This is a genomic window from Micrococcales bacterium, from assembly GCA_016703125.1.
GTDB lineage: Bacteria > Actinomycetota > Actinomycetes > S36-B12 > UBA10799 > JADKAV01.
Genome location: JADJCR010000006.1, coordinates 112,471 through 133,106, shown reverse-complemented (window position 1 = coordinate 133,106; position 20,636 = coordinate 112,471). Strand labels below are relative to the sequence as shown.

General features: G+C 68.1%; 20 protein-coding genes and 1 pseudogene. 12 read left to right on the top strand and 9 right to left on the bottom strand.

Going from position 1 to position 20,636, the window contains the following annotated elements:
* From IPG68_11335 to IPG68_11325, 3 genes and pseudogenes are all read left to right on the top strand, one after another.
* Positions 1-843, top strand: coding sequence for an alpha/beta hydrolase (locus tag IPG68_11335; GenBank protein ID MBK6763811.1), 843 nt, complete (start codon positions 1-3; stop codon positions 841-843).
* A gap of 79 nt (positions 844-922) precedes the next feature.
* Positions 923-1,757 (top strand): annotated as a pseudogene (locus IPG68_11330) (SDR family oxidoreductase).
* Positions 1,758-1,762: 5 nt separating this feature from the next.
* Positions 1,763-2,233, top strand: coding sequence for a CYTH domain-containing protein (locus tag IPG68_11325; protein MBK6763810.1), 471 nt, complete (start codon positions 1,763-1,765; stop codon positions 2,231-2,233).
* A gap of 64 nt (positions 2,234-2,297) precedes the next feature.
* Here IPG68_11325 and IPG68_11320 read toward each other — a convergent pair whose 3' ends face one another.
* Positions 2,298-3,956: an anion permease gene (locus IPG68_11320; GenBank protein MBK6763809.1), complete on the bottom strand. Its 1,659-nt coding sequence runs from the start codon at positions 3,954-3,956 to the stop codon at positions 2,298-2,300.
* Positions 3,957-4,342: 386 nt separating this feature from the next.
* On the opposite strand from IPG68_11320, the gene IPG68_11315 reads away from it, so the two are divergent.
* Positions 4,343-4,627 carry a hypothetical protein gene (locus tag IPG68_11315; GenBank protein ID MBK6763808.1) on the top strand — a complete coding sequence of 95 codons (285 nt, stop codon included), beginning with the start codon at positions 4,343-4,345 and terminating at the stop codon, positions 4,625-4,627.
* On the opposite strand, the gene IPG68_11310 is transcribed toward IPG68_11315, so the two are convergent.
* The 5 genes from IPG68_11310 to IPG68_11290 all read right to left on the bottom strand — a co-directional run bounded on the left by IPG68_11310 (position 4,628) and on the right by IPG68_11290 (position 9,665).
* Complete coding sequence (locus IPG68_11310) at positions 4,628-5,428, bottom strand: ABC transporter permease (GenBank protein ID MBK6763807.1); 801 nt, start codon at positions 5,426-5,428, stop codon at positions 4,628-4,630.
* Positions 5,429-5,435: 7 nt separating this feature from the next.
* Positions 5,436-6,212, bottom strand: coding sequence for an ABC transporter permease (locus IPG68_11305; protein MBK6763806.1), 777 nt, complete (start codon positions 6,210-6,212; stop codon positions 5,436-5,438).
* 169 nt (positions 6,213-6,381) lie between these two features.
* A complete protein-coding gene (locus IPG68_11300; GenBank protein ID MBK6763805.1) occupies positions 6,382-7,581 on the bottom strand; it encodes an extracellular solute-binding protein in 1,200 nt (399 codons plus the stop codon).
* 12 nt (positions 7,582-7,593) lie between these two features.
* The gene (locus IPG68_11295) at positions 7,594-8,814 is read right to left on the bottom strand and encodes an ABC transporter ATP-binding protein (protein ID MBK6763804.1); all 1,221 of its coding nucleotides are present in this window, start codon (positions 8,812-8,814) and stop codon (positions 7,594-7,596) included.
* A gap of 197 nt (positions 8,815-9,011) precedes the next feature.
* Positions 9,012-9,665 carry a DsbA family oxidoreductase gene (locus IPG68_11290; protein ID MBK6763803.1) on the bottom strand — a complete coding sequence of 218 codons (654 nt, stop codon included), beginning with the start codon at positions 9,663-9,665 and terminating at the stop codon, positions 9,012-9,014.
* 86 nt (positions 9,666-9,751) lie between these two features.
* On the opposite strand from IPG68_11290, the gene IPG68_11285 reads away from it, so the two are divergent.
* The 3 genes from IPG68_11285 to IPG68_11275 all read left to right on the top strand — a co-directional run bounded on the left by IPG68_11285 (position 9,752) and on the right by IPG68_11275 (position 13,885).
* Positions 9,752-11,380: a hypothetical protein gene (locus IPG68_11285; protein ID MBK6763802.1), complete on the top strand. Its 1,629-nt coding sequence runs from the start codon at positions 9,752-9,754 to the stop codon at positions 11,378-11,380.
* Positions 11,381-11,754: 374 nt separating this feature from the next.
* Positions 11,755-13,089, top strand: a complete 1,335-nt coding sequence (locus IPG68_11280; GenBank protein ID MBK6763801.1) for an FAD-dependent oxidoreductase — start codon at positions 11,755-11,757, stop codon at positions 13,087-13,089.
* Positions 13,090-13,126: 37 nt separating this feature from the next.
* Positions 13,127-13,885 (top strand): SGNH/GDSL hydrolase family protein, encoded by a 759-nt coding sequence (locus tag IPG68_11275; protein MBK6763800.1) that lies wholly within the window; start codon positions 13,127-13,129, stop codon positions 13,883-13,885.
* A gap of 7 nt (positions 13,886-13,892) precedes the next feature.
* Here the strand turns inward: IPG68_11275 and IPG68_11270 are convergent, their stop codons facing one another.
* A complete protein-coding gene (locus tag IPG68_11270; protein MBK6763799.1) occupies positions 13,893-14,642 on the bottom strand; it encodes an aquaporin family protein in 750 nt (249 codons plus the stop codon).
* Positions 14,643-14,676: 34 nt separating this feature from the next.
* Positions 14,677-15,306, bottom strand: a complete 630-nt coding sequence (locus IPG68_11265; GenBank protein ID MBK6763798.1) for a hypothetical protein — start codon at positions 15,304-15,306, stop codon at positions 14,677-14,679.
* Between the two features lie 40 nt (positions 15,307-15,346).
* Between IPG68_11265 and IPG68_11260 the strand changes: the two genes are divergently transcribed.
* Together IPG68_11260 and IPG68_11255 are read left to right on the top strand one after the other, a co-directional pair.
* Positions 15,347-15,676, top strand: a complete 330-nt coding sequence (locus IPG68_11260; protein ID MBK6763797.1) for a cupin domain-containing protein — start codon at positions 15,347-15,349, stop codon at positions 15,674-15,676.
* Entirely contained in the window at positions 15,640-16,386 is a 747-nt protein-coding gene (locus IPG68_11255) for a hypothetical protein (protein ID MBK6763796.1), read from the top strand. Before IPG68_11260 ends, IPG68_11255 begins: the two co-directional genes overlap by 37 nt.
* Positions 16,387-16,702: 316 nt before the next feature.
* Here the strand turns inward: IPG68_11255 and IPG68_11250 are convergent, their stop codons facing one another.
* Positions 16,703-17,644, bottom strand: a complete 942-nt coding sequence (locus tag IPG68_11250; GenBank protein ID MBK6763795.1) for a YihY/virulence factor BrkB family protein — start codon at positions 17,642-17,644, stop codon at positions 16,703-16,705.
* A gap of 81 nt (positions 17,645-17,725) precedes the next feature.
* Between IPG68_11250 and IPG68_11245 the strand changes: the two genes are divergently transcribed.
* The 3 genes from IPG68_11245 to IPG68_11235 are packed head-to-tail and all read left to right on the top strand — an operon-like array spanning position 17,726 to position 20,629.
* Complete coding sequence (locus IPG68_11245; GenBank protein MBK6763794.1) at positions 17,726-18,037, top strand: hypothetical protein; 312 nt, start codon at positions 17,726-17,728, stop codon at positions 18,035-18,037.
* Positions 18,038-18,049: 12 nt separating this feature from the next.
* Positions 18,050-19,213, top strand: coding sequence for a monooxygenase (locus tag IPG68_11240; protein ID MBK6763793.1), 1,164 nt, complete (start codon positions 18,050-18,052; stop codon positions 19,211-19,213).
* 21 nt (positions 19,214-19,234) lie between these two features.
* Positions 19,235-20,629 (top strand): amidase, encoded by a 1,395-nt coding sequence (locus tag IPG68_11235; GenBank protein MBK6763792.1) that lies wholly within the window; start codon positions 19,235-19,237, stop codon positions 20,627-20,629.
* The last annotated feature ends 7 nt before the right edge of the window (positions 20,630-20,636 follow it).

Here is a 20,636-nt window from a genome sequence, read left to right as displayed (position 1 = left end):
ATGCCCCAGGTGACGCTGCCCGGGGGTCGGGTCCTGGCCTATCGGGAGTACGGCGATCCGCGTGGCATGCCCGTCATCTGCAACCACGGCGGGCTGCTGTGCGGCCAGGACGTCTCACCGGCGCACGCTGCGGCGCTGTCGCTGGGCGTCCGACTGGTCTCCCCGGATCGTCCTGGCGTCGGTTCCTCGACCCCTGAGCCTGGACGCCGCACCGCCGACTGGGCCGTGGATGCCGAGGCGCTTGCCGACCACCTGCACCTCGAGCGGTTCGGGGCCTACGGGTGGTCCATGGGTGGGCAGTACGCCTTGGCGCTCGGTGCGCTGCTCCCACGGCGCACCTTCGCGGTCGTGGTCGTCGCGGGCTGCCTGCCCCAACCAGCACCGGCTCAACTCAACCCAACCGACCGGCGTTTCCTGCGCCTGTCGAGTGCGTCGCCCGCTGCGGCCGCGGTGGCATTCGGCGCCATCCGGACCATGGCCCGGGTCACCCCGGGACTCGTGGTCTCCATGACCGCGAGAACTCTGTGTCCGGCCGATCGTGATGTGCTGGGCCATCTGCCCGCCGGTGCTTTCGCAGAATGGATGGCCGCGGCTATGAGCGTCGCGTCGGGCATGGTCGAGGAGTACCGCGCGCTGGGCCGGTCCTGGGGTTTCGCCCTGCGCGACGTGCAGGCTCCCACCACGTACTGGCAGGGCGGCCGCGACACCCTCGTGTCCCCGCTGTGGGCCCGTGACCTCGCACGGTCCACGCCGTCCGCGCAGTTGCGGGAGGTGCCCGGCGACGGCCACTTCCTGGCGTACCGGCGCTGGCACGAGGTGCTCGCGCCGTTCGCGGCCGTCTGACGGCCGACCAACCGGCAGGGATCGCAGGTAGGGTCGAAACGTGGGTCGAAACGTGGGTCGAACAGAGGCGGAGGGTGCAATGAAGAGTGTCGAGGGCAAGACGGTCCTGGTGACGGGAGCGGCCATGGGGCTGGGCAAGCTCTTCGCGACGAAGGCGGTGCAGGAGCGGGCCGCAACGGTGGTCCTGTGGGACGTCAACGAGCAGGCGCTGGTCGAAACCGTCGAGGAGCTGCAGGCCGCCGGCGGCACGGTTCACGGTTACGTCGTGGATGTGTCCTCCCAGGATGAGATCGCGGCGAAGCGCGGCACTGGTGCTCGACGAGGTCGGCCCTGTCGACGTGCTGTTCAACAACGCCGGCATCGTGCGCGGCAACTCGTACTTCTGGGAGACCGAGGATGCGTCCCAGATCCAGCTCACCATGGCCATCAACTCCGTGGCGCCGATGCTGGTGGCCCGTGAATTCCTGCCCGGAATGATCGCGAAGTCCGGCGAATGCCGCATCGTCAACATCGCGTCCTCTGCGGGCCTGGTGTCGAACCCCCGCATGGCGGTCTACGCCGCCTCCAAGTGGGCGGCCATCGGCTGGTCGGACTCCGTACGACTCGAGCTCGAGCAGGCCGGGCACGACCATGTCAAGGTGACCACCGTGTGCCCCACGTACATCAACACCGGCATGTTCGACGGTGCCAAGAAGATGCTGATGACCCCGATGCTGGAACAGGAGGAGGTCGTCGATGCGACCTGGAAGGAGATGCTGCGCGGCGGTCCGTTCCTGCTCATCCCGTGGACCGCCAGACTGAACAAGGTCCTCAGCGGCATCCTGCCGGTCGGCATCCGCGACTTCGTCCTCGACAAGGCGGGCGTGTACCACTCGATGGAGGAGTTCCACGGTCACGACGACGACTTGAAGTAGCAGCCATGGGTGTCGAGATCGAGCGCAAGTACCTGGTCGTCGGGGATGCCTGGCGCGCCCAGGTGGTGTCGGCCACGCGGATCGTCCAGGGCTACCTGGCACGCGGTGAGGTGACCGTACGCGCCCGGATCCGGGGGGACCGGGCCTACCTCACGATCAAGGGCCGCAGCCAGGGGATCGCGCGCAGCGAGTTCGAGTATGAGATCCCCGTGCCGGATGCCGAGGCGATGCTGACCGAACTGGCCGAGGGGCCGGTGGTGGAGAAGACCCGGCACCTCATCGATGTCGGCGGGCACACCTGGGAACTCGACGTGTTCGCCGGGGCCAACGAGGGCCTGGTGATGGCCGAGGTCGAACTGGCGGATGCCGACGAGCAGTTCGACCTGCCGCAGTGGGCAGGAGAAGAGGTCTCCGACGATCCCCGGTACTACAACGTGAACCTCGCGCGGGAACCCTTCTCGCAGTGGGGACCCTGACCGCCTGCGGGATGCTGTGTCCAGTCGGCGACCAAGTGGCTTCCGGTGAGACCCGCGAGGGTGTTCACAGCAGCAGGCCGTACGTCACGGCGATCACGCTGACCAGCGACACGGCTACCAGGGGGATGCCGAACTTCACGAACGAACCCATGCGGTAGGCGCCGGGCTGCATGACCATGAGGTTCGACTGGTGGCTGAACGGGTTGATGAAGGTGAACGAGATGCAGGTCCCGATCAGTGCCAGCACCATGAGCGGGTCCACGCCGAAAGCCGTGGCCAACGACAGCCCGACGGGTGTGAGGATGGAGGCCGCGGCAGCATTGGTGGTGATGTTCGTCAGCAGGGTCGTCGCGACTGCGAGGGTGACCACCAGGGCCGTGATGCTGCCCGCCGACACCGATGTGATGGCATCCGAGATCAGGTCGGCCAAGCCGCTCTCCACGACGATGGCGCCGAGGCCCACGGATCCGGCCAGTATGAACAGCACGTTCCAGTCGAGAGCCCGCACGGCCGACCGGGGGGTCAGCACACGGGTCACCACCATGAGCACGGCACCGGCGAAGGCCGCGACCTCCACCCGGGCCAGGCCGAAGGTGGCCGCCACGATGACGGCTAGCAGGATGCCAAGCGCGATCCACGTGCGAGTGGGTTGCGGCACCTTGCCCGCGGCGTCCTGCCAGAGGCCGATGTCGGAGTGCTCCTGCAGTGCCTGGGTGCTCGCGCAGGTCAGGTAGATGGTCGCCCCGGCACTCGCCGTGGTCTCCCGCAGCGGTTCGCGCGTGCGAGCGGCGATGACGTGCACATCCCCGTGCTCCTCCAGGTCGCCGAGCGTCCCGGGTTCGCCCGGAGCCAGAGAGGCCGCGTACAGATGCTGGGCGGACAGTCCGAAGCGGGGGCTTCCCCACAGATCGGCCACCCCCTGCTCCGTGGCTTCGAAGACCAGGACGTCCCCGGCGGCCAGCGTTCGCTCCGGGGCGAGTGCCTCGCCATCGCGCACGATGCTCACCAGGGCGTACTGCTGGGTACTGGCCACCCCCAATTCAGCAGCGCGCCGGCCGACGCCGATCGCCCGTTGTGCCACTGGCAGTTCCACCCGCCACTCGCGCTCGGTCTCCACCGCTTCCTGCCGCCCGCTGAAGGCACGGGGGGAGGCGATCAGCAACCACACCCAGCCGACCAGCGCCACAGGCACCGCGACTGCGGCGAAGGAGAACATCCCGACATCCACCCCGTAGTCACCGGCGATGCCTGCGATGAGCAGGTTCGAACTTGTGCCGATCAACGTGGTGGACCCGGCCAGGGTGGTGATGTGGGCGATGGGTAGCAGCACTTGTCGGGCCGGGATCCCACGGGTCTGCTGCAGTTCCTTGACCGCCGGGATGAGCATCGCCACGATCGGCGTGGTGTTGATCGTGGCGCTCGTGATGCCCACGGGGACCACGAGTCGGCGCAGGGTCTGCCCGGCCGTTTGCGCAGTACGCAGGAGGCGCCACGCCGCCCGCGACACGACTCCCGTGTGGATCACACCCTTCGCGATGACCAGCATGGCGGCCACGGTGATGACACCGCCGTTGCTCAGCCCCGCGAAGAGCGTCGCCGGTGGGGCCACTCCCGTCACGCCAGCGACTGCCAACCCGCTGGCGAGGGCCAGTACCGGGGGTACACGGCCAGAGGCCATGGCGACCAAGGTCAAGATGACGATGGCGCCCGCGAGGTAGATCATCCGTGCCTCCCAGGTGTGGACGTGAGGTTACCGAAAGGTGAACGCTCCGGGCCAGTCGGCTCGTGCCGGCCGGCGGGGGGTTGCGCTCTATCGGGGAGCGATGCGGACGTTGGGGAGCGGTTCAACCGGTGTGTTTCGCTCCCGGGTGTCCGTTTCGCTCCCGGGTTGGGCTGGAGTGCTCCCGGTCCCTGCCGGCGGGGGTTGTGCTCGATCGGGGAGCGATGCGGAGCGATGCGGACGTTGGGGAGCGGTTCAACCGGTGTGTTTCGCTCCCGGGTGTCCGTTTCGCTCCCGGCTTGAGCTGGAGTGCGGCAGGCGCCGGTTCGCGCCGTGACTGCGCGATGCCCACTTGGCGGCCTCCAAGACGATGGTGACCGGCCTGCAGATTGCGGAACCCTCTACCGACCCCCCGGCCGAGGATCGCCCGCCCGTCGGCCGGGACGAACAACCCTGGTGGTTCATCGTGGACTCCGGCGGCGCTGCTGCGGGGGTCACTGCACAGGCTCAGGGCGTTCCCGGGTCTGCGCGACGTCGGGGTGCTCGTCGCGGCTGAGACTCCGCAGGAGTACCGCTCCTACCTGACCCCCGGCGGGTCCGCCTCGAGCGAAGCGGGGCTCAGCGAACTGGCCGACGGCCTGCTCCATGTCCGGTACCGGGTCCTGCCCGCCTGATCACACAGCGCTGCGGGCAGCATCCTCGGACAGTCGCTGAGCCAGGTAGATGGGCAGGATCGAGATCACCACCAGCGCGGCGGCGACCACATTGACGATCGGCGCCTGCTGCGGGCGGAAGAGGTTGTTGAAGATCCACAGAGGGAGTGTCTGGATACCCGGACCGGCGGTGAACGTGGTCACGATGATCTCGTCGAAGGACAGCCCGAAGGCCAGCAGTGCTCCGGCCACGATCGCCGCGCGCATGTTCGGGAAGACGACGTGCCGGAACGTGAAGGCGCGGGTGGCGCCGAGGTCCATCGACGCCTCCACGATGTCTCCACCGAGCCGGCGCAGACGCGCGGAGGCGTTGTTGAACACGACCACGATGCAGAACGTGGCGTGCGCGACCACCAGGGTCAGGAAGGTCAGGCCGCCCAGGAAGGAGGTGAACATGGTGTTCAGGGCCAGACCGGTGACGATGCCTGGCAGGGCGATCGGCAGCACGACCAGCAGGGAGATCGTGTTGTGGCCGAAGAAGGTGGTTCCCGACAGTGCGAACGACACGAGTGTGCCGAGCACCAGCGCGATCGCCGTCGCGCAGATCGCCACGACGATCGATGTGACCAGGGCCTCCCGCACGCCCTGGTTGTCGATGGCCCGGCTCCACCACTCCAGCGTGAATCCGGGGGGCGGCCAGGTGAACGTCAGGCTGGTGTTGAAGGAGTTGATCAGGATGATCAGCAACGGGACGTAGATGATCGCGCTGACAAGCAGGAAGAACCCACCCAGCAGCCACCGCGTGCGTCTGGTCATGGTCATGGTCGCCTCACAAGTTCTCCAGCGCACCGGTGCGGCGTACCGCGGTCAAGTAGCCGATCATGATCACCACGGACATGCTGGCCACCGCGGCCGCGAACGGTAGATCCGTCGAAAAACTCTGATACACCACGTTGCCCAGCATCTGAGCCTTCCCGCCAACCAGTTGCACGGTGATGTAGTCACCCAGGCTCAGGGAGAACGTGAAGATCGACCCTGCCACCACCGCGGGGAACACCAGGGGGAGCAGCACCCGGCGGAAGGTGGTGGCTGAGCCGGCGCCGAGGTCGGCAGAAGCGTCGAGCAGGGACTGCGGCACGTTCTGCATGCCCACGTACACCGGCAGGATCATGTACGGCAGCCACAGGTACGTCAGTACGACGACGACGGCCAGCCATCCGTAGCCGGGGGAGAAACCGAACGTTGATTGCAGCACACCGCCCTCCGGACTGAAGATCACGCGCCAGGCGTACACCTTCACGAGGTAGGAGGCCCATAAGGGTGTGAGCATCAGCGCCACGAGCAGGGGCTGCCAGCGTGCAGAAGCCACGCGTGCCATGAAGAAGGCGATGGGGACCGCCAGCACCAGGCACACCAGCGTCACTGCCGCCGCCACCCCGAGCGTGCGCAGTGCGACGGTGACGTAGGCGGGGTCGGTGAACAGGCGCTGGAAGTTCTCGGTGGTGAAAGACCGCACCAATTCCCCGGTGAAGGAATCCGTGGTCCAGAAGGCGGTAAGGAACAACATCGCCAGCGGCACGATGTACAGCAAGACCAGCCAGGCCATCGGCGCGGCCAGGAGGCCGGCGAGGCGCACGCCCACGTGGCGGTGCACGTAGGCCTGCCACCGGCGGACCGGGCTGGGGGCGGCGGCGGTGGTCACCACATCTCCTGTCTAAGGGTCTGGGACCGCGTGCCGGCGGGGAATCGGGCCCGCCGGCACGCAGTCACGCAGGTCAGCTCGAGCGCAGGCTCGTCCAGGCCGCCACCCAGTCCTTGTAAGGAACACAGGTGACGTCAGTGCGCCCGTCGAGGCACTTCTCGGTGGGTGTCGTCCAGTACCACACGTTGGTCCAGAAGTCCTCGGTGTCGGCGTGGAACTGCGTGCAGTGGTCCTCGTTGGAGGTCAGAGCGCAGGACTTCTCGTTGGCCGGGGCCTCACCGAAGTACTCGGCGATCTCGGCGTTGACCTCCGGCGAGACGATGTAGTCCAGCCACTGGTAGGAGCAGTTGATGTTCTGCGTGTCCTTGGCCACCATCCAGGTGTCCGACCAGCCGGTGGTCCCCTCGTCGGGCTTGACCGCGCCGACCTTCTCGCCGTCGGCGTTGGCCACGTTGGCGGTCAGCTGCCAGCCCTGGCCCTGCACGATGGAGCCGGTGGCCAAGCCGTTGGCCTGCTTGGCGTAGTCGGCCCAGTACTCGGCGACCAGGGGCTTCTGCTGCTCGAGCAGTGCGATGGCTGCATCGAACTGGGTCTGGTCCAACGAGTAGGGGTTCTGGATCCCGAGATCGGGTTTGGTGGCCATCAGGTAGACGGCGGCGTCGGCGATGTAGATCGCGTCGTCGTAGGGAGCGACCTTGCCGGCCAGCGGCGAGTCAGCCTCCCACATGTCCTTCCAGGACGTGGGTTCGGTCTGCTGGGCCTCCTGGTTGAAGAGCAGGAGGTTGGCCCCACGACCATGCGGGATCCCGTAGTTGACGCCGTCCACGGTGTTCCAGGCCTTGTCCTTCAGCCCAGGGAAGATGTCGGCGTAGTTGGGCACGAGCGAGGTGTTGACCGGCTGGACCAGGTCGCCGTACACCATGCGCAGGGAGGCGTCCCCGGACGCCGAGACGACGTCGTAGCCGCCCTTGTTGAACAGGTCGAAGGCCTCGTTGGACGTCCCGAAGGTCTTCACGTCCACCTGGCAGCCGGTCTGCTCCTCGAAGGGGGTGACCCAGTCGACGTCGGGGTCGGTGGAACCGTCCTCGGCGTAACCGGGCCAGGCGAGCACGCTCAACTGGCCTTCGCCCTCACCGACCGGGCCCGCGAAGGCCGATGCCGAGGGAGCGGCCGGGGAGGCGCTCGACGATCCGTCGCTGTCCGAGCCACCACAGCCGGCCAGGGCGAGGCCGGCGACGGTGACCCCGGCGCCGATCTTCATCCATTTCTTCATGAGGTTGTCCTCCTAGAGGGTGTGCGATGCGCCGCCGGAGTGGGCGGCGCCGGATGGTGAGTGTGCGGATTCGGCCACCGGGTAGGCCGCCGCTGTGTCCCAGACGAGGGTCACCGCCGTGTCCACCGCGGCGACCTCGTCGGCGTTCTGGCGGTTCGGCAGGTGCGCGGTGAGCAGGTGCCCGGAGTCCATGCGCACGACGTACTGGGTGCCCGAACCGAGGTACACGATGGAGTCGACCGTGCCGGTGGCGGCGGTCTCGCCCGGTCCGGCGGGTGTGCCGCCCGGCCGCAGGTGCAGCTTCTCCGGCCGCAGACTGTAGGTGCCGGACCTGCCGAGCACATCCCGGGCGGCTGCCCCCGAGAGAAGGTTCGTGGTTCCGACGAATCCCGCTACGAACTCGGTGGCCGGCTGTTCGTAGATCTGCGCAGGCGTGCCGACCTGCTCGATGCGACCGTTGTTGAACACTGCCACCCGGTCCGACATGGTCAGCGCCTCCTCCTGGTCATGGGTCACGAAGATGAACGTGATCCGCACCTCGCGCTGGATGTCCTTGAGTTCGATCTGCATCTGCTGGCGCAACTTGAGGTCGAGCGCCCCCAGTGGTTCGTCCAACAGCAGGACCCGGGGGTTGTTCACGAGTGCCCGCGCCAGGGCCACCCGCTGACGCTGCCCGCCGGACAGTTGTCTGGGCCGCCGGTCGGCGAAGTCGGACAGCCGGACCCTGGCCAGGGCCTGCAGTGCGCGCTCCCGGCGCTGCTGCTTCGGCACCTTCTTGACCTTCAGTCCGTACTCGACGTTCTGCACCACACTCAGATGCGGGAACAGGGCGTAGTCCTGGAACACGGTGTTCACGTCCCGGTCGAACGGGGGGACCTTGGAGACGTCCCTGCCGCCGAGTTCGATCGTGCCGGTGGTCGGTAACTCGAATCCGGCGATCATGCGCAGGACGGTGGTCTTACCCGAGCCGGACGGGCCGAGCAGTGTGAGGAACTCCCCGTCGAGCACATCGAGGTCGACCCCGTCGACGGCCACCACGGCCCCGCCGAACTCCTTGCGCAGCGCCCGGATGCGGATGGCGGGATCGCCGCTGAGCGACGCCTCGGGTGTTTCGGCCACGGCTACCACTTCCGGTGGGTCTGTGTACGGGTTGTGTTCGAGATGTGCTCGGTCACTGTAACGCACGCTTTGCGTCGCAGCGGGTGTATTCGGGCGGGCATTTCGTGCGGACATTTCGGGGTGTGGGCCTGATTCCGTCGCAGGTGTGAGTGGCGAGCTGTCCGGGGCGCACCCTCGTGCGTCGTGTGGTGCGTGCAGTTGGTTGACGTTCAGGAGTCGCTGAGCGTCAACCAACTGCTTGAGGTCGATCAACCGGTGGCCTGCGCATGGTGGCAAACCCGTGGTCGAAGGCACGAGGCCGGGGACGGCAGTCAGGGAGATGTGCGAGGCGCCTGCGCAGCGGTGGCCAACGCCCTGCCGAGAGCCTCCGGTGGCTGCGCTCCGGCCACGCCGTAAGTGCCATCGAAGACAAAGAACGGCACCCCGCTGATCCCGTATGCGCGGGCCTGACGGATGTCGGCCAGCACCTCCTCGGTGTAGGTACCGGCGGACAGCACCTCCCGCACCTCGTGGGCATCGAGTCCGGCCTCGGCGGCGAGTTGTGCCAGAGAGTCCGTCTCGAACACCGACCGGTTCTCGGTGAAGTGCGCCGCGAAGAGGCGGCCCGCCACCTGCGGCTGGAGGTTCCACTGCGCGGCGAGGTGCAGGACACGGTGGGCGTCGAGGGTCTGACCGGTCAGCGAGTCCTCGAGGTGGAACTGCAAGCCAACGGTGGCCGCCACTGCGGTGACCTGTCGCATCATCATGAGGGCCTGATCACGCCCGCCGCCGTACCGCGCGGCGAGGTGATCGACGGCCGACACCGGTTTCTCCGGGGCGCCTGGATCCAGCTGGTAGGCACGGAATTGCACTTCGACATCGCCGTCGAATCGCTCGATCGCCTGCGCCAGATTGGTGGTGCCGATGTAGCACCACGGGCAGACGACGTCCGACCAGATCTCCACCCTCACACCGCGATCCAACACCACCTGTCGTTCGCCCGCGCAGCAATCGGTCGGATTCAGCCCCTGCGGCTGACTCCGGCGCCACCCATCAAGTAGAACTAGCGCTTATGGCACTGAAGACAGTCCTGCTTCCCGCCTCGCTGGTGTGCGCAATGTCGCTGCTCGCCCCGCAGGCGGTGATGGCGGACATCGGCGACAACCGCCCTCCGGGTGCCGATCCGGTCGTGTGGGACAACTACGTGCAGACCTACCGGGAGGGCCCGGACTGGTCGCCCACCGGGACGGTGGTGGCCGATTCGGGCTTCCGACCTCATCCTGACGGTTTCAGTTTCTTCAACACCGGCGTACCCGACTCCTTCAACAACGCGATGTTCGGCACCTCCGTGAACGGCCCGAAGAACATGGACGCCGACGCCATGCGCTCGCTGATGGGCAAGCGGGTGTGCCTGGAGAAGCAGGATGCCGGCCCCTGCACCCTGACCCTGGCGGCCAAGCAGTGGATGGTCAGCGCGAATCAGTCGATGGCTGGGGGACACTGCTTCGGTTTCGCGAGCACCGCCGCAGAACTGTTCAACCGGGTGCTTTCGCCCGCGCAGTTCCAGCCCGGTGCGCAGGACACCTTCGACCTCGGGCTGCAAACCCCGGTTTCCCGGAAGATCGCCCGCAACATGGCCTCCCAGTTCGCGATGGACGTCATGGACTACCGCACGTCGCCACGGGAGGCGGTGGAACTGCTGAGGAAGGCCTTGGTGCCCGGGGCCACGCCGTACACCCTTTTCATCCTGTGGGGTGGCGGTGGACACGCGCTGACGCCCTACGCGCTGTACGACAAGGGCGACGGCAAGTACGACATCGCCGTGTACGACAACAACTACCCCGACGCGCAGCGGGCCATCCGGGTGGACACGCGGAAGAACACCTACCGCTACCTGGTGATGACCAACCCCAACGGTGACCCGGAGATCGCCAGCGGCGTGATCGGGCTGGTACCCACCGACGTCATCGCCGGGAAGCAGGAGTGCCCGTTCTGCCCCGGATCGAACGAGACCACTGTGCAACTCACCCCCGTGAGGTCCAAGGTGCCGATCCGTACGAAGGTCACCGACCTGGACGGCAACAAGATCCCCGGGGTGACGGTGAAGAAGCCGACCAACCCCTGGCAGCCCGGCCAGAAGTGGGAGTTCCCCACCTACGTGGTCCCCAAGAAGCAGAGCTTCATCGTCGCCATCGACGCCAGGCGCAGCAAGGTGCCGGTGCGGACCAACGTGCTCGCCGTCACCGGTCAATTCAGTGTGGGTACGGCCGGCGCCACGGTTCCCGCGCGCGGTGCCGGAGCAGTCGGACTGATTCCGCAGAAGGGCCTGATCGTCTACGGCACCGACCGCGCCGCCGATCTCGGTGCCCTGGCGTTCGTCGACGACCGGCCCACGCTGCAGGTGGAGGTGCTGGCCAGTACCGAGTCCGCCGGCGGCCCCTTCCTTCTTGGGCAGCTCAACGAACGCCAGAAGAAGGTGGTGCTGTTCACCCCGGACGGCCGCCGGGGTACGGCCACGGCAGCGGCCGCCCTGCAGTACGTGGGCAGCGACGGCCTGCCCATGGAGGTCCGGGCCGGGATCGACGCCGTGCTGCCGCGGAAGTCGCGCCTGGTCGTGGACTACTCCGCGTGGAGCCCCAAGAACCGGCGCGGCGTGGTGGCGTATGTGAAGATCGGGGCCGCGAGCGGCCGGTGGCGGTGAGCTTCGGAGGTAGGCCGCCGGGCCGCGGTTGCTGTACCGGGGAGGGGTGCGTACATCGGGGAGAGGCCGCACGGTGCGTTTCGCTCCCGGGTTGAGGGGTCTCACCCGCCTTGAGCTGGGACCCCGGCGGTGGCTGTGGTTGCGGTTCGCCGGGCCGCGGTTGCTGTACCGGGGAGAGTTGCGTACATCGGGGAGTGATTCTGCACGGTTGGATCACTCCCGGGTTGAGGGGTCTCTCCCGCCTGAGCTGGGACCCCGGCGGTGGCTGTGGTTGCGGTTCGCCGGGCCGCGGTTGCTGTACCGGGGAGTGGTTCTGCACGGTTGGGTCACTCCCGCCTTGGGTTGGGATCCGGAGGCGTGCCAGGAGTAGCCTCCTGACCGTGGACGACTTCGCGAGCAAGAGCTTCTGGCTGGGGGCGGACAGCTACACACCCGGGCCTTCCCTGGCAGGCGACCTCGAAGTCGATGTGGCCATCGTCGGGGCCGGGTTCACGGGCATGAGCACCGCATTCCACCTCCATCAGGCCGATCCGGGACTGCGGATCGCGGTGCTGGAATCCGATGTGGTCGGGTACGGCGCCAGCGGGCGGAACGCCGGTTTCTCGATGACCAAGATCGGCATGATGCACAGCTTCACCGCCACCCGCTTCGGGAAGGCGAAGGCCAAGGAGGCCCACCTCTACGCCGACCGCGCCGTGACCCTGCTCAAGGATCTGGTCGAGGACCTCGGGCTGGACTGCGACTACGAGCACAGCGGTTTCCTCTGGGTCGCCACATCCGAGAAGTACTCGCAGCGGCTGCTCAAGGAGATCGCCCTGGTCCACCGCCTGGGCATCACCGGGATCAACCTCATCGACCACGACGAACTGACTGCGCGGGTGGACAGCCCGCTGTATGTGGGCCCGGCATGGTGGGAGCCGAACACCGGCATCCTCAATCCCGCCAAGTTGTCCCGCGCCTGGCGCGGCGTCCTGGACCGCGTGCAGGTGCCGGTCTACGAGAACACACCGGTGACCGAGGTCGTCCCCGGCTACGGCCGGACCCGCGTCGTCACGCCCCGGGGGACCGTCACCGCACGCAAGGTGGTGCTGGCGACCAACGCCTGGTCGCACGAGTTCGCCCAGTTGACCCGCAAGCAGGTGCCGGTCTGGACCTACATCGTCCTGACCGAACCGCTGACCGACGCCCAACGAGAATCCATCGGGTGGGCCGGCCGGGAGGGCGTGGAGGATTTCCGCGACCTGGTGCACTACTACCGGTTGACCGCGGACAACCGGCTTCTCATGGGCGGCCGGGACGTGGCACTGGGCGACGGCCGGTCGATGGGGTTCGACGACAGTCCGGCCACGTGGCGCCGCCTGCGGGAAGACGTCCAGTCGATCTTCCCCGGACTGCGCGGAGTGCAGTTCTCCCACATGTGGGGCGGCCCGGTCTCCGCCACCCTGGACATGTTCCCGGCCATCGGATTCGCCGGCAGCCGCGACATCGTCTACTCCATCGGCTGCGTCGGGCACGGGGTGTCGACGACGCATCTGAACGGTCAGACGATCCGGGACCTCGTGCTGGAACGCGACACCGAACTCACTGACGTGTTCTTCGTCAACCGGAAGGTCGCGCCCTTCCCACCCGGCGGGCTGGGGCACAAGGTGGCGGAGCGGATCGCCGGTTTCCTGCGCTGGGAGGACCGCCGGCTCGACGTCTTGGGTTGACACCGGCGTTACCTTGGGTCCCGGAGGTTTCGGGCAAATGGGGTGGAAACGCTATGTCGCCTTGGGCGACTCGTTCACCGAGGGCGTGGGGGATCCGCGTCCGGGCGGCCGGGAGCGGGGCTGGGCGGACCGCGTGGCCGAGTCGCTGGCCAGGGAGGACCAAGAGCTGCGCTACGCGAACCTCGCCATCCGTGGCCGCAGGCTGGCCGGCATCGTCGAGGAACAGGTCCCGGCTGCCGTGGGGCTGGAACCCGACCTGGTCACCGTCGCCGGCGGTGTGAACGACGCCTTGCGGCGGCACTGGGACCTGGCCGCCATGGCAGGGGACCTGGAATCGGGCGTGCGGGCACTGGCGGGCACCGGCGCTGACGTGGTCATCGTCACCTACGGCCGGCCGTCCAACCGATCGCGGGTGATGGGGGCGGTGGAACGGCGCCTGGCCGACTACCGCGAGGTGACGTTCGAGATCGCCGGACGCCACGGGTGCCGCGTCGTGGATTTCTGGGACCAGGGGGCATTCGACGATCCGCGGTTCTGGTCGCAGGACCGGCTGCATCTCAATCCGGTGGGACACCAGCGGGTGGCCATGGCCGTGCTGGACGCCCTCGGTCTGCCGAGCCCGGTCCCGTGGTGGCAGCCGCTACCCCCGGTGCGGCCACTGCCGCCGGTCACTCGCCTCGGCCGTGATGTGGCGTGGGCGGGCAAGCACCTGGCCCCCTGGCTGGGCCGCCGGGTGAGGGGTCGCAGTTCCGGGGACGGGGTCGTGCCGAAACGCCCGCACCTCGATCCGGTTTGAGTGCGCGTCAGTAGTTCACGACGTAGAGCCCAGCTGCGCACGCGGCCCCCAGCAGCGGGCCGACGATCGGCACCCAGGCGTACCCCCAGTCGATCTTCTCCTTGCCGTGCAGCGGAAGCAGGGCGTACGCGATCCGCGGGCCGAGGTCGCGGGCCGGGTTGATCGCATATCCTGTGGCGCCGCCCAGACCCGCTCCGATCGCGACGACCGCGAACGCCACGCCGGCATAGCCCAGGCCGATGTTGCCGAGGTTGGGGGCCTGGCCCTCTACCGCAGGCTGCCACGGGGCCTGCTGGATGATCCAGTAGACGAGCACGAACGTCGCGATCGCCTCGCTGACCATGTTCCAGCCGAGGGCCCGCACGCCGGGCTTGGTGTAGAAGATGCTGCCGGTGGTGTGCGGCTCGTCGTGGTCGTCGAACTGCTTCTTGTAGACCACGTACACGGCGAGCCCGCCGACGATCGCGCCCGTCAACTGTCCGAGGACGTACCAGGGCACCGTCGACCAGGCGACGTTGCCGGTGATGGCCAGGGCCAGCGTGACCGCGGGGTTGAGGTGAGCGCCAGATTCCCACGCGACGCTGGCGCCGACGAAGACCGCCATGCCCCAGCCGAAGGCGGTCAGCATCCAACCTGCGGCACCGAAGCCCAGGCTCTTCGGTAAGGAACCCAGCGCGCCGATGCCGCAGCCGATGAGGACCAGGATGGCGGTCCCGATGAACTCGTTGGTGGTGATGGTCTGGAAGTTGTGCAGCATGCACGGTGTCTACCAGGAACCGCCCCAGCGGCGCTCAGTTGATGAGGTTGATCGCGTGACTGACCGTCACGAGGATTGTCACCAGGGAGACCGTGGACTGCACCGTGAACAGGAACTTGGCCCGGTGGCTCAGGGGCATGGTGTCGGTCGGGGAGAAGGCGATGATGTTCGTGTACGCCGTGAACAGGTAGTCGGGCAGCAGCGGTGTCCAGGTCATACCGGCGGCCTGCTGCGGGAACTGGAAGTCCAGGTCCTTCGCCTCGCCGTGGGCCCGAGCCTGTGGGCCGCCGCCGTCGGTCCACCAGTACACCAGTCCGAAACTGAGGACGTTGATGGTGAGCACCCCGAAGCCCCCGAACAACAGGGTGGCGCCGTCGTTGTCCTCGCCGCGCAGCATGGAGATGAACAGCAGGCTGGCGTTCAGGACGCTGGCCATCACCAGGAAGGAGAGGTATGAGGTCACCGCCCGGTGCATGCGTCTTGACTGTGCTCCCGAGGCTTGCAGGAAGAACAAGGCGGCGGGCACGCCGATCACTTCCACGGCCGGGATGAGCCACCTGGCACCGATGGTCACCTGGTCCGGAAGCAGCATCTGGATGGTGGCGATGGCCAGCACGACCGCTGCGACCAGGTACGTGGTGTTGCGGTCGGCCTTCTGGGACATGGGGGGAATCTACTGTCCGCACGGGTACTGTGGGGCCGTGATGGTCCCCGAACCGCACACGCTCACGGACGTTCCCACCTGGGAGGGTCCGGGCGAGGTTTCACACACCCTGTGCCAGGGCGGCGGAACGACTGTGGAGCGGATCGTGTCCCGCGGCCACACCACCGACTGGTACGACCAGGACCACGACGAGTGGATCCTGGTGCACGACGGCGCCGCCCGGCTCGAACTCGGTGACGGGTCCGAGGTGGGCCTCACCGCTGGTCAGCACATGCTGCTGCCAGCGCACTGCCGGCATCGGGTGACCTGGACCGATCCGGACACGTTCACGGTTTGGGTGGCCGTACACCTTCCGGTGGCTTCGCCGTGATCGCCGCCGCACCACCCCCGCAGCCGTGCGAACTGCCGCTCGGCGCCACCTACCGGGTCGACGAGCGCAAACATCAGCAGGTCGTCATCGCCCGTGGTCATTCGCGGCGCTCCAGCCACGCGACCGTGTCCCGCTGGCAGTGGGCAGACGGCTGCTGGACGCGGGTGGGCAGTACCCCGGCGCGCAACGGGGCGCGTGGCTGGCACCACAAGCCGTGGGACTGGAGCTATCTGTCGCCGATCGGCGTGTTCGGCCTCACCGATGCGGGTGGCCGGTTGCGCAAGCCGTCGGGGACGCAGTTGCCCTACGACCGGTCCCGGGCCGGCTTCCAGGGCCCGCCGGGTGGGGAGTGGGTGTTCGACTACGTGGTGGCGATCAACTTCAACCGGGTCCCCGGGCGCTCGCCGCTGGACCTGACCCGCCCGAACCCCAAGATCAAGGACGGCGGCATCTGGCTGCACGTGTCCGGTCGCGGGGCCACGCGCGGGTGTGTGTCGATCAGCCGGGGCCAGATGCGCACGGTGCTGCGGTGGCTGGACCCGGCGCAGCACCCGGTTATCGTCATGGGGCCGCGAGGGAGTTGCGCTCCTAGGGCGCGGGCCGGCCCGGCCGGGCCGAAGCGGGGAGTGATGCGGACGGTCGTTTTCTCTCTCCCGGATGGAGGTTTCGCTCCCGGTGGCTTTGGGGTTCGGCCGCGCGCGCCCGGCTGAAGCGGGGAGTGATGCGGACAGTGGGGAGTGATGCAACCGGTCGTTTTCGCTCCCGGATGGAGGTTTCTCTCCCCGGTGGCTTTGGGGTTCGGCCGCGCGCTCAGCTGAAGCGGGGGTGATCCGGACAGTGGGGAGTGATGCAACCGGTCGTTTTCGCTCCCGGATGGCTTTGGGGGTTCGGCCGCGCGCGCTCCAGTTGAAGCGGGGAGTGATGCGGACAGTGGGGAGTGATGCAACCTGTCGTTTTCGCTCCCGGATGGAGGTTTCTCTCCCGGCTGGGGTTGTGGGCCATGAGCGGCTCGGCGCCGCCCCACACTCACCAGCGAGCCTGCGCGTCCTGCGTCGTGACCGCGATGCCTGCCACCAGGCAAGCCGCCAGGTAGAGCATCAGCACCTCCAGGTACAGCACCAGCAGCATGGCGATGGGCGCCGCGAACGCGCCGTACTGCGGCTTACCGATCGACCAGGCGATGATGAACGACAAGAGGTACTTGAGGATCTCGATGCTGACGGCCCCGAAGACCGTTGCGATGAGCCGGGGCCGGCGAGCCGGCCGGATGCCGCCGAAATGGCCGAGCAGTAACCAGACGATCACCGCACTGAATCCCAGCGAGAGCAGGGCGGTCAGCCCGAGGAGCACGACCGTCCAGAAGTCGCCTTGCAGACCGAGCAGGGCCAGCACCGGCTTGGCGAACCCGGAGATCAGGATCGAGGGGACGAACGACAGCCCGATGAGAGGAACCAGGAGCAGCATCCAGCCGAGTAGCCGCAGGCGGGCGACCACGAAGTTCCGGGGGTCCTTCGGGGCGCCGTAGATCAGGTGCATCGAGTTGTTCATGGCGACCATGGCCCCGCTGCCGGAGTAGAGCAGGACGAGCAGACCCACCAGGGACGTCGTCTGGCCCACCTCCTGCAACTGCTGCGCGGAGATCCCGTTGTCCCCGACCAGCCCCGGGAACGCCTGGTTCACGGTCTCGGTCACGGTGTTGGCCAGTTCCTCGCCGCCGATCAGGGCTGCGAGCCCGAACGCGAAGACCAGGATCGCGAACACCGAGAGGAACACGTAGTAGGTGGTGCCTGCGGCAAGCAGGGTGACATTCGCGTGGCTGAACCGCAGGAAGGCACGGTACCCACTGCCTGCGGCATCCCCCTTGCGATCGACCTTGGCCAAGGTCGGGTCGACGTCCTTGGGGAGTGGGTCGGTGCGTTCACCGGGGATGGGCGCCGGCCGGGCGGGCTCGTACTCGGTGCTGGTCATGCTGGCCTCCGGACGGATCGGCTGATGGAACCTAACCATGGATACCCGGGGATCGGCACAGGATGCGTCACACTGCTCAACATGACCGACCGCGCGGGGCACCGCCCCTTCATCGTGGCGATCCTCATCCTGCAGGTGCTGCAGGTGCTCTCCCTGGCCGCTTGGCTGTTCGCCTCCGTCTTCGCGGTGGCGGCCTTGGGGGAGGACAGGGCCAACGCCGGAACGTACCTCGCGGTGGGGACCCTGTTGAGTTACCCGTTGTGGCTGGCTGGGCTCGGGGTCGCCACGTGGGCGCTCGTGCGGCGCGCAGAACCGGGTTGGGCGCTCGCCGTGGCGGTCTTCGCCAGTCTGCCGGTGATCCTGCTGCTGGTGCTGACACTGCTCACGATGTGACTACGGTGGACCATGCGTGGCATCTGGTGGCTGATGGCCGCAGCCCTTCTCGTGAATGGTTGCGGCGCCTCGGTGCCGCCGGCCGCGACACCCGTGACCTCCGAGGCCGGCCACGACGGGCACTCGGCGGCAGCGGTCGCCCCGGTCTCCCTCACTGCCGGTGAGGGTGAACGGATCGTGACTGTGGCGGTGCCGGTCGACTTCCGCCCCGAGGCCCCGACCGGTGCCACCGACGAGTACCGGTGCTTCGTGGCGGACCCCGATGTCGACGGCGCCGTGTCCATCACGGGGGCGGAGTTCGTGCCGGGCAATCCGGCGATCGTGCACCACGCGATCCTGTTCGCTGCCTACCCGGAGCAGGTCGAGGCCGCCGAACAGCTCGATGCCGAGGACCCCGGCCCGGGGTACGAGTGCTTCGGAGGCTCCCGGTTGCCCGCCCGCGGCGGGGTGCTGGCAGGCCTGGACCAGTCCGACTGGATCACGGCCTGGGCGCCGGGTGGTGACGCCACGCAGATGCCGCGCGGCTACGGCAGCCGCTTGCCTGCGGGCTCCCGGATCGTCATCCAGATGCACTACAACTTGCGTTCCGAGCAGGGTGTGGACAACACGCAGGTGCGGCTGCGCGTCACCGGGCAGAAGCGCAAACCGTTGCAGACCATGTTGCTCCCGGCGCCGGTGGAGTTGCCGTGTGCTCCGGGCGAGACGGGACGGCTGTGCAACCGCACCGATGCCGTGGACGATGTGGTCAGCCGGTTCGGGGCCGGCAGTGGCGCCACGATCGCGGGCCTGCAGTTGCGGTGTGGGGGCGATCCGGACAGCCCGCGCGCGGGGCGGGTGCAGACCTGTGACCGCCCGGTGACCTCGGCGGCCAGGATCTTCGCCGTCGCCGGGCACATGCACCTGCTCGGCCGGGAGATCTCAGTCACCCTCAACCCCGGACGATCCGACGAGCAGGTTCTGCTGGACATCCCGAATTGGGACTTCGACAAGCAGGGCGCGATCCCGTTGCCCGAACCGGTCGGTGTGCAGCCCGGCGACGTGCTGCGGGTGCGCTGCAAGCACGATCCCGCGCTGCGCAGTCAGTTGCCGGCGCTGGAGGGCACCGAACCGCGTTACGTGGTGTGGGGTGAGGGCACCACCGACGAAATGTGTCTGGCCATCGTCCTGAACGGATGAGGCCTGCGTAGCATCGACGCCATGCGCATCAGCACCTTCACCGACGACGCCCTCGGGGACTTCGACACCGTAGGCCTGCGTGACGCTCTGGCCGGCGGCGACGTCAGCGCCGGTGAGGTCCGCGCCGCCGCCATGGCCCGCGCGCAGGCCGCAGACCGGCTCAACGCCGTCGTCACCTGGGTGGAGGCGCAGGAGACGCGCGGCGGGGAGTTCGCCGGTGTGCCGGCCTTCGTCAAGGATAACGAGGACATCGCCGGCTACCCGACCACATTCGGGTCCCGCGCGGTGCCCCGACAGCCGGCCGAGGCGCCCACCCGGTTCGTCGCACAGTGGGATGAACTGGGGTTCCAGACCCTGGGCAAGTCGGCGCTGCCCGAGTTCGGCCTGACCGCCACCACCGAACCGCTGGATCACGGCCCGACCCGCAACCCCTGGCACCTGGACCACACCACCGGGGGGTCGTCGGGCGGTTCCGCCGCGCTTGTGGCAGCGGGCGTCGTCCCGATCGCACACGCCAACGACGGGGGAGGTTCCATCCGCATCCCGGCGGCATGTTGCGGACTGGTGGGCCTCAAGCCGTCGCGCGGGCGGCTCATCGACCCCGAGGCGATGGATCAAATGCCGGTGAAGATCGTCACGCAGGGGGTGCTGACCCGGTCAGTGCGCGACACCGTTGAGTTCTACCGGGCGATGGCCCGCATCCACCCGGCCGACCATCTGCCGCCGATCGGCGCCACGGGTGACCCGGGCCGACTGCGGATCGCGGTCGTCACCCAGGGGGTGGCTGGGCTGCCCGTGGACCACGACGTGACGCAGGCAGTCGCCGCTACGGCGGCGCTGTGCGAGACACCGGGTCACGACGTCGAGTCGATCGACAACCCCTTCCCGGACCAGATCGCGCAGGACTTCCTGCGGTACTGGGGCATGCTGGCGTTCTCGCTGCAGCGCTTCGGTGGCCAGCTGTTCGGCAAGGAGTACGACCCCCGCCTCCTCGAGCCGTTCAGCATCCACTTGGCCAAGTTCTTCTCCTCAGTGGCGGTCGGGTTGCCCGGGTCCCTGCGGCGGCTGCGCCGATTCCCGCAGGTGTACGACGATGCGATGGGTGAGTACGACGTGATCCTCTCGCCGGTACTGGGCTCGGCGCCGGTTCCCCTCGGATACATCGGCCCGGAGGTCGAACCCCGGGAGCACCTCATCCGGTTGCTGCGCCTGGCATCGTTCACAGCCCTGCAGAACGTCGCCGGCACGCCCGGCATCTCGCTGCCGATGGCGATGTCGGCTCAGGGCGTGCCGATCGGGGTGCATGCGGCCGGGCGATACGGGCAGGAGCAGGTGCTGCTGGACCTCGCCGCCTCCCTGGAGGAAGCCCAGCCCTGGGCGCGGATTGACCGGACTCCGGCGACGGAGCAGGCGTAGATTTGAG